The 15,062-nt window shown below is 65.4% G+C and carries 11 protein-coding genes; 6 read left to right on the top strand and 5 right to left on the bottom strand.

Annotated features, from left to right (window positions below; translation table 11 throughout):
* Positions 1-56: 56 nt before the first annotated feature.
* A complete protein-coding gene (locus tag WHZ77_RS00870; RefSeq protein WP_375311964.1) occupies positions 57-1,427 on the top strand; it encodes an MmgE/PrpD family protein in 1,371 nt (456 codons plus the stop codon).
* A 60-nt stretch (positions 1,428-1,487) separates the two neighbouring features.
* Here WHZ77_RS00870 and WHZ77_RS00865 read toward each other — a convergent pair whose 3' ends face one another.
* Positions 1,488-2,918, bottom strand: a complete 1,431-nt coding sequence (locus WHZ77_RS00865; RefSeq protein WP_375311963.1) for a serine hydrolase domain-containing protein — start codon at positions 2,916-2,918, stop codon at positions 1,488-1,490.
* Positions 2,919-3,063: 145 nt separating this feature from the next.
* Positions 3,064-4,125 carry a helix-turn-helix domain-containing protein gene (locus WHZ77_RS00860; RefSeq protein WP_375311962.1) on the bottom strand — a complete coding sequence of 354 codons (1,062 nt, stop codon included), beginning with the start codon at positions 4,123-4,125 and terminating at the stop codon, positions 3,064-3,066.
* Positions 4,126-4,349: 224 nt separating this feature from the next.
* On the opposite strand from WHZ77_RS00860, the gene WHZ77_RS00855 reads away from it, so the two are divergent.
* From WHZ77_RS00855 to WHZ77_RS00845, 3 genes are all read left to right on the top strand, one after another.
* A complete protein-coding gene (locus tag WHZ77_RS00855) occupies positions 4,350-5,267 on the top strand; it encodes a pirin family protein (protein WP_375311961.1) in 918 nt (305 codons plus the stop codon).
* Positions 5,268-5,345: 78 nt separating this feature from the next.
* Positions 5,346-6,260 (top strand): phosphoribosylaminoimidazolesuccinocarboxamide synthase, encoded by a 915-nt coding sequence (locus WHZ77_RS00850; protein ID WP_375311960.1) that lies wholly within the window; start codon positions 5,346-5,348, stop codon positions 6,258-6,260.
* Positions 6,261-6,462: 202 nt separating this feature from the next.
* Positions 6,463-8,715 (top strand): SLC26A/SulP transporter family protein, encoded by a 2,253-nt coding sequence (locus WHZ77_RS00845; RefSeq protein ID WP_375311959.1) that lies wholly within the window; start codon positions 6,463-6,465, stop codon positions 8,713-8,715.
* Between the two features lie 21 nt (positions 8,716-8,736).
* Here the strand turns inward: WHZ77_RS00845 and WHZ77_RS00840 are convergent, their stop codons facing one another.
* Complete coding sequence (locus WHZ77_RS00840) at positions 8,737-10,230, bottom strand: NAD-dependent succinate-semialdehyde dehydrogenase (protein WP_375311958.1); 1,494 nt, start codon at positions 10,228-10,230, stop codon at positions 8,737-8,739.
* 110 nt (positions 10,231-10,340) lie between these two features.
* Positions 10,341-10,661, bottom strand: coding sequence for a hypothetical protein (locus WHZ77_RS00835; protein WP_014438668.1), 321 nt, complete (start codon positions 10,659-10,661; stop codon positions 10,341-10,343).
* A gap of 338 nt (positions 10,662-10,999) precedes the next feature.
* Here WHZ77_RS00835 and WHZ77_RS00830 point away from each other — a divergent pair, with 338 nt between their 5' ends.
* Positions 11,000-12,193 carry a serine hydrolase domain-containing protein gene (locus tag WHZ77_RS00830; protein ID WP_375311957.1) on the top strand — a complete coding sequence of 398 codons (1,194 nt, stop codon included), beginning with the start codon at positions 11,000-11,002 and terminating at the stop codon, positions 12,191-12,193.
* A 149-nt stretch (positions 12,194-12,342) separates the two neighbouring features.
* Here the strand turns inward: WHZ77_RS00830 and WHZ77_RS00825 are convergent, their stop codons facing one another.
* The gene (locus WHZ77_RS00825; RefSeq protein WP_375311956.1) at positions 12,343-13,344 is read right to left on the bottom strand and encodes an adenosine kinase; all 1,002 of its coding nucleotides are present in this window, start codon (positions 13,342-13,344) and stop codon (positions 12,343-12,345) included.
* 125 nt (positions 13,345-13,469) lie between these two features.
* On the opposite strand from WHZ77_RS00825, the gene murJ reads away from it, so the two are divergent.
* Positions 13,470-15,020 (top strand): murein biosynthesis integral membrane protein MurJ, encoded by a 1,551-nt coding sequence (gene murJ, locus WHZ77_RS00820; RefSeq protein WP_375311955.1) that lies wholly within the window; start codon positions 13,470-13,472, stop codon positions 15,018-15,020.
* Positions 15,021-15,062 lie beyond the last annotated feature (42 nt).

The raw sequence follows: 15,062 nt of genomic DNA, 5'->3' as shown, positions 1-15,062 counted from the left end.
CCGCTTGAAAGGCCAAATCAGCCCGCCTAACTTGCGCGCCAAAACGAGGAAACACGATGGCCAACGAAACCGCAACGCTCGCCGCCTACGTCTTCAATCTGAAATTTGACGATATTCCAGCGGAGGTGCTGGATCGCGCCAAGGTGCTGACGCTGGACTTCCTCGGCAGCGCCATCCGGGCCCGCAGCGAGGCGGAATCGACCCCGTCGATCCTGAAGATGCTGGAGGCGCTCGCGCTCGACACCAAGGGCGAATCCACCGTGTTCGGCGACACCAAGACCTGGACCCCGGCGGTTGCGGCGCTGCTCAACGGCGCGCTCGGCCATTCGCTCGATTTCGACGACACTCACGCCGATTCCTCGCTGCATCCGAGCGCGCCGGTGGTCCCGGCCGCCTTCGCCGTCGGCGAGATGGTCGGCGCTTCCGGCCGCGACGTGCTGACCGCGATCGTGGCGGGCTATGAAGTCTGCTGCCGGCTCGGCAACGCGCTCGATCCGACCTCGCATTATGCGCGCGGCTTCCACCCGACCGCCACCGCCGGCACCTATGGCGCGGCCGCGGCGGCCGGCAAGCTGTTCGGCCTCTCCGAGCAACAGATCATCGCCGCCTTCGGCGTCTCCGGCAGCCAGGCCTCGGGCTCGTTGCAATTCCTGGTCAACGGCGCCTGGAACAAGCGCTACCAGGTCGGCGCCGCCGCGATGAACGGCGTGATCGCCGCGACACTGGCGCGCAACGATTTCGTCGGCTCGGCCGAATCGGTCGAAGGCAAGCACGGCCTGCTCGCCGGCTATACCGACGATCCGCATCCGGACAAGGCGGTCGCCGGGCTCGGCAACACCTACGAGACGATGAAGATCGGCGTGAAGCCGTATCCGAGCTGCCGCTACACCCACGCCGCGATCGACGCGCTGATCGCGATGCGGCGCGAGCACAATCTGACACCCGACCAGGTCAAGCGCGTCGAGATCGGCCTGCACCGCAACGGCATCACGCTGACCGGCGACGCCGCGACCAAGCGGCATCCCACCTCGATCGTCGGCGGCCAGTTCTCGATGTTCTTCACCGGCGCGCTCGCGCTCGACCAGGGCTCGTTCGGCTGGGACGATTACAACCGCCTCGGCGATGCCGCGATCGACGCGCTCGCCGACAAGTTCGACGTGGTGCAGGACGACCGGCTCGAGGTCGGCCGCACCCACCCCTTTGGTGCGCGCGTCAGCATCACGACCGATGACGGTGTGCACGAGCGCCTCTACGCCGATCCCTCCGGCGAGCCGACCTCGTTTCCAGACGCACAGGCGATGCAGCAGAAATTTCTGACACTGGCGCGCCCGGTGCTGAACGCGCGGGCGGAGAAGTTTGCCGATGCGATCATGACGCTGGAGCGGTTCGATCGCGTGGCGAAGGCGACCGAGCTGGGAAGGTCGTAGATTCGAATTCCCGCAGCGGCGCTCCCTCTGACCCTTCCTCAAGGGAGGGTAAGAGAGACCTCAATTCACCCCCGCAATCTTCCCCTTCTCGCGTGTTGCCGCAATCACGTCGCGCACGAGATCGAACACGCCATCCGCTTCCGGCGGCGGACCGTTCGGCGAGCGACCCAACCGCACGATCACCAGCCGCTCCGAGGGAATGATGATCGTGTACTGCCCGATCGTGCCCTTGGCGAAGAAGGCATCGCGTGGCCAACCGTGCTTGATGCGGAGGGTCGCGCCAAAACTGTCGCCCTGGTTGGTCCAGAAGCCGGCGCCGATGCCGACCCAGGCATTCGGCGTCGCTGAGGCCGAGTAGTTCACCCAGCCCTCGGGCAGGATGCGCCTGCCACCGGCAACGCCGTCATTGAGATAGAGCTGGCCGAAACGCGCCCAGTCGCGCGCGGGGGCCAGCATCCCGCTTGAGCCTTCGATCGTGCCGGCGCCGTCGAGCTGGAGCGTGACGCGGCGCATGCCGAGCGGGGCAAACAATTCGCGGCGTGCGAAGCGGAGCGCATCTGCGGGATTGCCGCCGGCAGCGTTGCGGATCAGATGCGCGAGCATGATGGTGTTGCCGTCGTGATAATTCCACACGGTGCCCGGCGCGGTCGCGAGCGGGATGCTCGCGGCATAGGCGGCCATGTCGTCTTCGGTGAATTTCATGCGATTGACCGGCTCGAAGGCGGAGCCGAGCGAGGCTTGCAACGAGCTTCCAAGCGCAAGGCCTGCGGTGTGGCGCAGCAGCTGATCGACGGTGATGGCGTGGCGCGGATCATTCTGGTCCTGCCAGGCCGCGACCGGCGCCGGCCCGTCGAGCTTCAACTTGCCCTGGCGCACCAGCACGCCGATCAAAGCCGAGATCACCGATTTCGTCATGGAGAAGCCGAGCAGCGGCGTCTCCGGTCCGACGCCATCCGCATAGCGCTCGGCGATGATGCGGCCTGACTTCATGACCACGATCGCGCGGGTCCGGCGATGGGGCGGTTGCGCAGGTTCAGTGAAAGCGCGGTCGAGCGCGGCTGACAGCTCCGGGCTCTGCGGCGGCACGATCGAAGGTCCGGCGATCTCGGGGAGCAACGCCGGCTGTTTGTCGTCTGGCGGCAACACGACGTCGGCGATATCAGCGCCATGATCGAGCGTGCAGCCGAGCCCCTCACGATAGACGGCATGGCTGCGGCCGATGCCGAACAGCGTCACCGTGACGTCCTTGCGGACGCGGTCGACCTGAAAGTCCATCGCCCAGGTGAGCAGACCGGTGCCCGGCATCGCATCGGTAGTCTCGGCGAGGTTACGCCTGACATCGAAGCCCGAGACGAAGGTTTCCGAGCAGAGGATATCGGCGATGAAGCCGGTGGCGACCTTGGGTACGTCGCGGGCCCGCGCCGCGCCGAGCGCGAGGCCTGCACAGGCAATGGTGGTGGCGAGGAGGATGATCTTGCTGCGGCGGGTCACGGGCTTTCTCCGGCTTCGGGGCGAGTGCCGGACAGGAAGCCGGAGCGCCGCGATGCGCGCTCGCCGGATTTGAAAAACGACCCTACTGAAACTGACCGGGGCTAGCCGATTCTGGAATTATTGCGTGATTTCAAATGGATAAATATCAGGCCGCTTCCGCCTTGAGCCGCCGGTACTCCGTTGGCGTCAGGCCCGTGATCGCCTTGAAGGCGCGGTTGAACGGCCCGAGCGATTGGAAGCCGGCGTCCATGGCGATGGTGATGACGGGAACCTCGGCCTGGGTGGGATCGGCGAGCGCGGCCTTGGCCTCCTCGATCCGGTGGTTGTTCAGAAACACATTAAAGTTGCGATAGCCGAGCCGCTGGTTGATCAACCGGCGCAACCGGTATTCGGGGATCTTGAGCCGGCCCGCCAGCACGCCGATGGTGATGTTCTCCTGGCGATAGATCCGCTCGTCCGCCATCAGCCGCATCAAGGTTTCGACGAGTTTTTGGTCGGCGGCGTCATCGGCCGCAGACTGACTGAAAACAATCGGCGGTGCGGGCTCCGCCGCGGCCGGAAACAGATCCGCCCCGTCAACGCGCATCATGGCATAGACGATCGCTGCGACGGTGCAGGCGAGCACGCCGGCGTTGATGGTTTCGGCGACATCGCCGACGTGGTAGCCGGCGACAGCGATCTGGAGCACCGCGCTCAGTCCGCCATAGAGCGCGGTTGCGCAGACGATGAAGACACGAACACGGCGGCGGCGCTCGACCAGGTCGGCCGGCCACGAGGCAATCATCTGCCCAACCGCGAGCGCGATGAAACCGAGCACGATCAGATTGACCAGCGTCACCGAGAACCGCACATGGCCGCTAGGTGCAATCCAGACGCAGCCTGCAAAGCTGAAGGCGGTCACCAGCGCCCAGACCCATCCGTGCCACCAGCGCAGGCGAAATTCGTCGTCGAACAAGGACCGTGTGAACAGCCAGAACACCACGATATCGCCGGTCGACAACGCGATCAGCGGTGCATGCAGGAGCGGGATCCGTGACGTTACGTCCACCGAATAGCTCGCCGCATGCGCGGCCGAGCCGAGCGCGAAGGCAGCGCCGAGCCGCGCTGCAAGCACATTGCGGAAATCCGACAGCAGGGACGCCGCCAGCACCAGCAACAGCGCCACGGACGCAGCGCGAAAGGCAAGCTCTGTTGCGGCAAGGGTCATCGGGTGATGCGATCGGTCGCGGTTGAGATCAGCCGAACATCCTTCGTCAGGCCGCGCTTTTCAAGATGAAACACATCAGAGAAACCATCGCCCGCCCCTGTTTCCGGATTAGGTATCGCCGATATCGCACGATGACGGCAAATAGACCGTCGCGGCGATGCGGAGGCGTCGCGACGGGGGCGTCAAATCCTGTTAAGATCGCCGCAAGAAAGAAGGAGTCCACCATGAGCTGGCAGCCCTCCAACGATCCCGTGCTCGGCGATCCCTTGTCCTGCGACGCGCTCGATCTCGTCATCGTGCCGCGCACGCGCGACCTCGGCGACGGATTTGCCGTGCGCCGCGCACTGCCGCATGGCAAGCGGCAGATGGTCGGGCCTTTCATCTTCTTCGATCATTTCGGACCGGTGCAGTTCGTCTCCGGCAAGGGCATGGACGTGCGGCCGCATCCGCATATCGGGCTTGCCACCGTCACCTATCTGTTCGACGGCGCGATCATGCATCGCGACAGCGAAGGCAACATTCAGGAGATCCAGCCCGGCGCGATGAACCTGATGACCGCCGGGCGCGGCATCGCGCATTCCGAGCGCACGCCCGACGTGCAGCGCGCCTCGGGTCAGAAGATGCTGGGCCTGCAAAGCTGGATCGCGCTGCCGGCCGGATCGGAAGAGATCGCGCCGTCGTTTCAGCATTATGGGGCCGCTGACCTGCCTGTTATCTCCGAACGCGACTTCACCGCGAAGGTGATCGCAGGCTCGGCCTTCGGCATTACCTCGCCGGTGTCCATGGTCTCGCCCTGGTTCTATACCGAGGTCACGGCGGCCGCGGGCGCGACCGTGCCGCTCGATCCTGACCACGAGGAGCGCGCGATCTACGTGGTCGACGGCGAGGTCGAGATCGCGAACGAGCGTTACGAGGGGCCGCGGCTGCTGATCTTCCGGCCCGGCGATCGCATCACCGTGAAGGCCGTGAGGCCGACGCGGATGATGTTTCTCGGCGGCGATGCGCTGGAGGGCCCCCGCCACATCTGGTGGAATTTCGTCTCCTCCAGCAAGGAGCGGATCGAGCAGGCCAAGCAGGACTGGAAAACCGGCCGCTTCGCCGCGGTTCCGCAGGAACATGAGTTCATTCCGCTGCCGGAATAGGCTAATCCCGGTTCCGGCCGCGCTGTCCGGTGCGGCCGGATTTTTTGCCCGAAGGCCCTGCCTGCGAAAGCTTTGCCGATGACCACCATGCTCTCCAGCGACCTGCCCCTGCCCAAGATCGGCCGCGGCAAGGTCCGCGACATTTACGCCGTCGACGACGACCGGCTGCTGCTCGTCACCACCGACCGCATCAGCGCCTTCGACGTCGTGATGGGCGAGACTATTCCGATGAAGGGCGCCGTGCTGACGCAAGTGAGCGCGTTCTGGTTCAACGAGCTCGAAGGCGTGGTGCCGCACCACATGATCAGCGCCGACACCGACGAGATCATCGCGGCCGTGCCGGCCTTGAAGCCGCACCGCGCCGAAATCCTCGGCCGTGCCATGCTCTGCCGCCGCACCACCGTGTTCCCGATCGAATGCGTGATCCGCGGCTATCTCTCGGGCTCGGCGTGGAAGGAATATGCCGCCAGCGGCACGCTCGCCGGCGAGAAGCTGAAGGCAGGTCTGGTCGAAAGCGAGAAGCTCGATCCTTCAATCTTCAGCCCGGCCACCAAGGCCGAGACCGGTCATGACGAGAACATCACCATCGCAAAGATGCGTGAGGTCGTCGGCGACGAGGTTGCCTACACGCTCGAGAGCATGACGCGCGCGATCTACACGCTCGGCGAGGAGCTCGCCCGCGAGCAGGGCATCATCATCGCCGACACCAAATTCGAGTTCGGCCGCGACAAGGACGGCCGCATCATCCTGATCGACGAGGTGATGACGCCGGATTCGTCGCGCTTCTGGGCGGTCGACGCCTACAAGCCCGGCCAGCCGCAGGCGAGCTTCGACAAGCAGCCGCTGCGCGATTATCTCGACGTCGAGCGCCGCGCCGGCCGCTGGAACGGCGACGCCCCGCCGCCGCCGCTGCCCGCGAGCGTGGTGGAGGCAACCAGCAAGCGGTATCTCGAAGCGTACCGGCGCGTGACCGGGACTGAGCTGAAGATTTAAGCACCGCTACCGCCCTACACTCCGTCGTGGAGGGACCGGTGCATCTGTTCCTTCCTCAACCATATGGTTGAGCATCACACGTCGTGAATGCGGGTCTTCGCCGCAGAACTGTCGGATATTTCATAATTCCTAGAATCCTGTTGCGCTAAGCCTGTAGTCGTCTACGTCTCGGAGAGGAATTTTCAGGAGCGAGCGCAACGGCGTGACCGATCCAGCAATTGTTCTCAGTCCGGCTCCGCGATTCAATCCGGCCCTCAAGCGTGCGCTGAATGACATATTGGGCGGAGGCGCCGCCAGTGTCCTGACGGTCACCTTCGGGCTGTCCTATTCGCTGCTGATCTTTGCCGGGCCGCTCTCACCCTATTTGTCGTATGGCATCACGGCGACTTTCGTCAGCTCCGCGGTGCTTGCGGTCGTCATCGGGCTGGGCAGCTCCCTGCCCTTCGCGGTGGCGGCCCCGGACAGCTCGACCGCCGCGGTGACCGGCATCCTGGCGGCCTCGGTGGTCGAGCGCATCGAGGCAGCGAACCTGCAGACGTCGCTGCTCTCGCCGGTCCTGATCACGCTCGGCCTGTCGACGGTGCTGACAGGATTGGTGCTGTGCGGGCTGGGCCTGACGCGGCTCGGCCGCGCCATCCGCTACGTGCCCTATCCCGTTGTCGGCGGCTTCCTCGGCGCCACCGGACTTCTCATCGCCCTCGGCGCGATCCGGGTGATCACCAACCACCCGTTGCAGTTCGCGACGCTGTCGCAATTCGCTGACCATACCATTTTGCTGGAGCTGGGAGCTGCCTGCGCGATGGCGCTGGTGCTGTATCTCACCTGGCATCGCTCACGCAGCCCGTTCGGACTGCCGATCATCCTGGTCGGCGGCGTGCTCACGGCGCATCTGGCGTTCTGGATCACCGGTGTTTCGTTCGATGACGCACGCGCCCTGGGCTGGACCTTTCAGCCTCCGCCGCAAGCGGTCTTCATGCTGCCCTGGCACACGGGCGATCTCGCCCGCTATCCCTGGTTTGCCATACCGGACCTGCTCGGCAACGTCGTCGCCGTCATCTTCGTCACGGCTTCCAGCACGCTGTTCAACACCACCGGCATCGAGGTGGCCACGCATCGCGAGGCCAATCTGGAGCGCGAGCTGAACGTCACCGGCGCCGCCAATATCCTGACCGGCCTGCTGGGCGGCTACCCCGGCTGCAGCTCGATCAGCCGGTCTCTCCTCAACTACAGCAGCGGCGGGCGCGGGCGCCTGTCCGGCCTCACGGTCGCGGCGCTGTCGCTGCTGATGCTCGCGGTCGCGCCCGAGCTGCTCGGGTTCATCCCGAAATTCGTCCTTGGCGGCCTGTTGCTCTATCTCGGCGCCGACCAGCTCCACAAATGGATCATCGAATCGCGCAAGCGGCTCTCGAAGCTCGAATATCTCTCGCTGATCGCCATCATCGTGATCATCGTGGCCTGGGGCTTCGTGCCGGGCATCCTGATCGGCGTGATCATCGGCTGCGCGACGTTTGCGTTCAGCGCCGCAAGGGTCGAATCGATCAAGTACAGTTTCGACGGCTCGGAATACCGTTCCTCGCTCGACCGCTCGCGCGACGACCAGGACGTGCTGCTCGCTCACGGCGGCAAGATTCAGGGCCTGAATCTCCAGAGCTATCTGTTCTTCGGGTCCGCCAACCGGCTTTACCAGCACGTCAAGCGGCTGCTGCAGGAACACCCTGAGTGCCGCTATCTGCTGTTCGACTTCAAGCTCGTCACCGGCGTCGACTCGTCAGCGGCCTACAGCTTTGCGCAGATCAAGCGCAGCGCGCATGACCTTGGTGTCGAGCTGATCCTGGTGCATCTGTCTTCCGCGGCCGAGAAGGTACTGCGCTCCAGCGACTTCGTCGGCGAGGGCGTCACCATTGTTCCCGAGCTCGATCATGCGCTGGAGTGGTGCGAGAACGAGCTTATCGCGCAGCATCAGGAACTGGCTCAGGAGGAGGCGAGCCTGCGCGACTGGTTCACGGGGATACTCGACAGCGAGGACGACGCCGACGAACTGATCCGCCGCTGCCAGCGCCTCGAGGTCGAAGCCGGCGACGTCATCGTGCAGGCCGGTGCCCCCGCAGATTCCATGCATTTCATCCTCGAGGGACGCGTGGGCGTCATGGTCCCCGCCGACGACGATCGCACCACGCGCGTGCGCAGCCTCGGTCGCTACACCACGATCGGCGAGATGGGCCTGGTGTCGAACACACCGCGCAGCGCGACGATCCAGGCCGAGGTCGACAGCGTGCTCTACGTGCTCAACACGCACCAGTTCGATGCGATCAAGACCGAGGACCCCGCGCTCAGCCACAAGCTGCTGACCTACTTCGTGTCGGTCATGGCCGAGCGCCTGACATTCGCGAACCGCACGATCGCGGTGCTGCGCGGCGGTGATGGGCGTGGATGGCCGGGTCAAGCCCGGCCATGACGAGGAAGCAGCAGCAGCGGCCTACACCCCCGCCATCATCACGTATTTGATCTCGACATATTCTTCCATGCCGTGACGCGAGCCTTCGCGGCCGAGGCCGCTTTCCTTGACGCCGCCGAAGGGTGCGACTTCCGTGGTGATCAGGCCGGTGTTGACGCCGACCATGCCGGATTCCAGTGCCTCGGCAACGCGCCAGACGCGGCCGAGATCGCGGGAGTAGAAGTAGGAGGCCAGACCAAATGGCGAGGCGTTGCACATCGCGACGACATCGGCTTCGTCCTTGAAGCGGATGACGGGCGCGAGCGGGCCAAAGGTTTCTTCCTGCGCCACCAGCGAGTCCGGCTTGACGTCGGCGAGCACGGTCGGCTCGAAGAACGAGCGTCCGAGCTCGCTGCGCTTGCCGCCGGTGACGATCTTGGCGCCGCGCTTCACGGCGTCCGCGATGTGGCGCTCGACCTTGTCGACCGCCTTCAGGTTGATCAGCGGCCCCTGCGTGACGCCGCTCTCGGTACCATCGCCGATCTTCATCGCCGCGACCTTGGCCGAGAGCTTCTTCACGAACTCGTCGTAGATCTTGTCCTGCGCGTAGATGCGATTGGCGCAGACGCAGGTCTGGCCCATGTTGCGATATTTCGAGACCATCGCGCCCTCGACCGCGGCATCTATATCCGCATCGTCGAACACCACGAACGGCGCGTTGCCGCCGAGCTCGAGCCCGAGCCGCTTCACGCCGACGGAGGCCTGCTGGTAGAGGATCTTGCCAACCGCGGTCGAGCCGGTGAAGCCGACGAAGCGCACCGCCGGATGCTCGCACAGCACCTTGCCGATCGGCGGCGCGTCGCCCGTGACGATGTTGAGCACGCCCTTGGGGATGCCGGCCTTCTCGGCCAGCACGGCGAGTGCCAGCGCCGACAGCGGCGTCTCGTTGGCGGGCTTCAGCACCACGGTGCAACCGGCGGCAAGGGCCGGCGACACCTTCCGCGTGATCATCGAGTTCGGGAAATTCCACGGCGTGATCGCGCCGCAGACGCCGATCGGCTGCTTGATCGCGAGCAGCCGCGCATCGGGCCGCTGCGTCGGGATGGTCTCGCCATAGACGCGGCGGGCTTCCTCGGCGAAGAACTCGATATAGGCGGCGCCGATGTCGACTTCGCCGAGAGCTTCCGAGAGAGGCTTGCCCTGCTCGGAGGTGAGGATCAGCGCGAGGTCCTCGCGATTGGCGACGATCAGCTCGAACCATTTGCGCAGGATGTTGGAGCGCTGCTTGGCGGTGTGCTTGGCCCAGGCCGGGAAGGCGCGCTGGGCGGCTTCAACCGCTCTGGTCGTTTCGTCCGCGCCGAGCTGCGGGACTTTTGCGAGCTCGACGCCGGTCGCGGGATTGTTGACGGCAAAGACCGGCGTGCCGACCCAGGTGCCGTCGATGTAGCAGGCCTCCTTCAGCAACGAAGGATCCTTCAGCCGGTCGCGCAGGGTGGCGGTGGCTTGCGGGGCGCGTGCGGCGGCGGTCGGTGTCATGGCGTTACTCCCTAGGGCGATCGGATCGGCCCGGAATATAGGGGCAGACGGCGCGCAATGCACCGTCCCGCGACGCACATCTGATGGGAGTTAAAGCGAGAGCGGAAGAGTTACGCCGCGCCGCTCATATAGGTCTCGCGCCGGCCGATCATGCGCTCGGCGGCCGCCTTGGCGCCGGCCTTCGAGGAGGTCGCGCACGTCCGGTATTCGAGATCGGGCGCGTCGGAGGCGTCGCGGCGGCCGAACCAGGATTTGGAGCCGACCGGCAGCAGCGCCAGCGCCTGCGCCAGATTGTCGACCGCGCCGAACGAATAGAGCGCGCCGGTACCGGCGATCCGAACTTCGTAAATGCCGGGTGAGATCGGCGCCTCGAGGTTCTCGCCCCGTCCGGGACGGGGATAGCGCTTCCATTCGCTCCAGGTCGAAATCATCTGAGCCCCCTCGCGGCCGATCGGAGGCCGCCAAATTTGTATCAAGTCCTAGCGTCAGCGGCCCAGTGGGCCAAAGGCCAAACGCGGCAACGCACAAAATGTTTCAAGTGCTTCAGACACGCGAAACATATCGCCCAGGCCCATCCGAGGTCACGGCGAAGCGCGTCCATCCACCGCACCTTGCGATGGCATGTTGCATCTGTGTCGTCCTGCCTGAAGCGCGGACCGTCAAGTCACGACATCGCGACCGAAGCGCGCATATGACCGCCCTTGCCGCGCAGCGGATGCGGGAGGACAATCGGTTGCTTCCAACAATAATCAAACCGGAGGAAACGCGTATGCAAAGCCAAGCCGAGATCGACGAGATTCTGCGCCAGAAGAGCGACGCCAAGGAGATTCCCGGCGTCGTCGCCATAGCCGCCAGCGGTAACGACGTGCTCTATCAGGGCGCCTTCGGCAAGCGGGATCTGTCCAAGCCCGATGCGATGACGGCGGATAGCGTGTTCTGGATCGCCTCGATGACGAAAGCGGTGACATCGGCGGGCGCGATGCAACTTGTCGAGCAGGGCAAGTTGTCGCTGGATGCGCCGATCGGCGAGGTGCTGCCCGATCTCGCCAAGCCGCAGGTGCTCGAAGGCTTCGATTCCAGCGGTGAGCCGAGGCTGCGGCCGGCGAAGGGACCGATCACGCTGCGCCAGCTCATGACCCACACCGCCGGCTTCGCCTACAATATGTGGAACGGCGATCTTGCGATCCATCTGGAAAAGACGGGCACCCCCGCCATCACGACCTGCCAGAACGCTGCGCTGAAGACGCCTGCCATGACCGATCCCGGCACACGCTGGGAATACGGCACCAACATCGATTTCGTCGGCAAGGCCGTGGAAGCCGTCAGCGGCAAGCGGCTGGATGCCTATTTGCGCGACAACCTTTTTGCTCCACTCGGAATGTCCGACACCGGCTTCAAGATCACCGACACTATGCGCAAGCGGCTGGTCGGCATGCATGCGCGCGGCGAGGACGGCCAGCTCGCCGCGATACCGTTCGAGCTTGAGCAGGAGCCGGAATTCCACATGGGTGGCGGCGGCCTCTATGCGACCGCGGCCGACTACATCAGGTTCACGCAGATGATCCTGAACAAAGGCCGCGGCAACGGCAACCAGGTGCTCAAGGCCGAGACCGTCGCGACGATGGGACAGAACCACATCGGCGATCTCAACATGACCAGGCTGACGACGGCGGCGCCGATGTACACCAACGACGTCGACCTCTATCCGGAGCAGGTGAAGAAGTGGGGCCTCAGCTTCATGATCAACACCGCCAAGACCGCGGAGGGGCGCAGCGCAGGCAGCCTCGCCTGGGCGGGCCTCGCCAACACCTATTTCTGGATCGACCCGTCACGCGATGTCACCGGCGTGATCCTGATGCAGTTGCTGCCGTTCGCCGATGCCAAGTGCCTGGAGACGTTCGCAGGCTTCGAGCGCGGGGTTTATGCCGGGCTCGATGCGGGGAGCGGGCAGAGGGCGGCGTGAGCTAGCACTCAGCTTTCGCAACACCGTCATGGCCGGGCTTGTCCCGGCCATCCACGCCTCACCGCACAGCACGTAGAACGTGGATGCCCGGGACAAGCCCGGGCATGACGACCGCGATTGGGCAGAAATATGTGTCCCGTCGCCGAGCGTTACGCCGTCAGCCCGCGCTGCTGGGCGAGCTCCTTGAGCGACACTTGCGGTCTTGCCCCGATGTGCTGGATCACTTCGGCCGCCGCCAGCGCGCCGAGCTCGCCGCACTGCTTGTAGGCAAGGTTGCGCGCCAGGCCGAACAGGAAGCCGGCGGCGAAGAGGTCGCCTGCACCGGTGGTGTCGACCAGCTTGGCGATCGGAGCCGCAGGCGCGGCGACGGCGTCTTCGGACGACACCACCATGCAGCCCTTCTCGCTGCGGGTGACCACGCCGAGATTGACGTCGTTGCGCAGCTGCTTCAGCGCGGTGTCGAAGTCCGAGGTCATGTAGAGCGAATGCAGCTCGGACTCGTTGGCGAAGACGATGTCGACGGTGCCGTTGCGCATCAGCGACCGGAATTCGTCGCGATAGCGATCGACGCAGAAGGAATCCGACAGCGTCAGCGCCACCTTGCGCTTGGCATCATGCGCGATCTTGGCCGCCTTGAGGAAGGCGTCCTTGGCGTTCTTGGGATCCCAGAGATAACCCTCGAGATAGACGATCCCCGCGCTTGCGATCTCGGCGGGGTCGATGTCGGCGGGCGACAGATCCTGCGCGGCGCCGAGATAGGTATTCATGGTGCGCTCGCCGTCGGGCGTGACCAGGATGTAGGAGCAGCCGGTGGCGGCGCCGTCCTTCGCGGCGGGCGTATTGAAGGCGACGCCGGCGGCGCGGATGTCGTGGACATAGAGACCGCCGATCTGGTCGTCCTTGACCTTGCCGACATAGGCGGCCCGCGCCCCCAGGCTGCCGATGCCGACGATGGTGTTGGCGGCCGAACCGCCCGAGACTTCCGTCGCCGGGCCCATGTCATTGTAGATGGCCGCGGCCCGCGCCTCGTCGATCAGCGACATGCTGCCCTTGGTCATGCCGTGCTTGGCCAGAAAAGCCTCGTCGGTCGTGACCAGCACGTCGAACAGCGCGTTGCCGATCCCGAGAACGTCATATTTCACGTCAGCCATTCACCTTGATCCTGTTGCCGGATTGCGATCCCTGAGGAAATCCGCTTCCTGTCGGCCTGAAATCTGGCTCGCGGCCTATCACGACCGGCCCCGGGCGGGCAAGCAACGGTATTATAACAAGCCCGATGATCCGCTCCTTCCTGACCGTCTCGACGGGAACACTGGCCTCGCGGCTGCTGGGCTTTGCGCGCGATTCCCTGATCGCGGCGCTGCTCGGCACCGGCGCGGTGGCAGATGCGTTTCTGGCCGCATTCCAGCTCGTCAATGTCGTCCGCCGCCTGCTCAGCGAAGGGGCCCTGAATGCGGCGCTGATCCCGGCCTGGCTGCGCGTCCGTGACCGCGACGGCGAGCAGGCCGCCGCCGCCTTTGCGGGACGCGTGCTCGGCACGGTCAGCGCGGCCCTGATCGCGATCTCGATCGTCATTGCGCTTCTGATGCCGCTGATCATCACGATCATTGCGCCGGGATTCATTGGCAGCAGCACGCTCGATCTCGCCGCCGCGAACGCGCGGCTGATGCTGCCCTATCTTGCTTTCGCCGGTCCCGTCACCGTGCTGATGGGATTGCTCAACGCGCAAGGGCGATTTGCCCTCACCGCCTTCTCGCCGCTGCTGTTCAACATCGCGCTGATTGCCGCGATCGTGGTTCTACTCGTCTGGCACGCCGATGCACCCTTTGCCGCGTGGATGCTGGCGGCAACCGTCGGCCTCGCCGGCCTGCTGCAGCTCGCGATGCTGTTGTCGCAGCGAAGCGGACGCCTCGCGACGCCGCTGCGTATGAGCTTCGACAAGGAGATGCGCGACTTCTTCGCCAAGGCCATTCCCGGCATGATCGCGAGCTCCGGTCCGCAATGGCTGATGGTGGCCGGCGCGATCATCGCCTCCGCCACGCCGTCCGCTGTCTCCTGGCTCTACTTCGCCAATCGGCTGATCGAGCTGCCGCTCGGCATCGTCGGCGTCGCCATGGGCACGGTGCTGGTGCCGGAGCTGACGCGCGCAGTGAGCCTCGGAGACCGCGACGCGGCGGCGCATGCGGAATCGCGCGCGCTGGAACTCGCGGCCGGGCTGGCGCTGCCCGCCACGCTCGGACTGATCGTGCTGGCCGAACCGATCGTGCGGATATTGTTCGAGCATGGCGCCTTTGGCGCGGCGGACAGTACCGCGACCGCACATGCGCTGATGTGGCTGGCGTTGGGGCTGCCGGCCCATGTGCTGATCAAGGCGCTATCGCCTGCCTTCTATGCCCGCAGCGACACGATGACGCCGCTGCTGGCAACGACGAAAGGATTCGCGGTCACGGTCGCGCTCGCGATCGTGCTTGGTCACTATTTCGGCGCGAGCGGGATCGCCGCCAGCATCGCGGCCGGCGCCTGGAGCAGCGCGCTTTCGCTGCTCCGCAAGGGGGCGCGTGAATTCGGCTTCTCGGTCGATGCGGCTGCGCGACAACGGCTGCCGCGGATCGTGCTTGCCGCCGCGGCGATGGGCGCCCTGCTCTGGCTGACGATGGGCCTGGTGCCCGCCGAGGCGCATGGCTTGATCAGGTTCGTTGCGCTGGGCTTCCAGATCGCGGCCGGCATCGGCGTCTATGGCCTGCTCCTGCAAATCCTCGGGGTCGCCTCCCTGCGCGAGGCGGCGGTCGCCCTGAAGCGACCTGCCACACGCGATCCGCGCGCCTGAGCCCCGCGAATTACCCTTGACGGGGCAGCGCCGCTGTTGGAA

The sequence above is a fragment of the Bradyrhizobium sp. A5 genome, assembly GCF_042076515.1.
Classification (GTDB): Bacteria; Pseudomonadota; Alphaproteobacteria; order Rhizobiales; family Xanthobacteraceae; genus Bradyrhizobium; species Bradyrhizobium cosmicum.
Note: the sequence above shows the minus strand (reverse complement) of the source record. Positions and strands in the feature narration are given on the sequence as shown.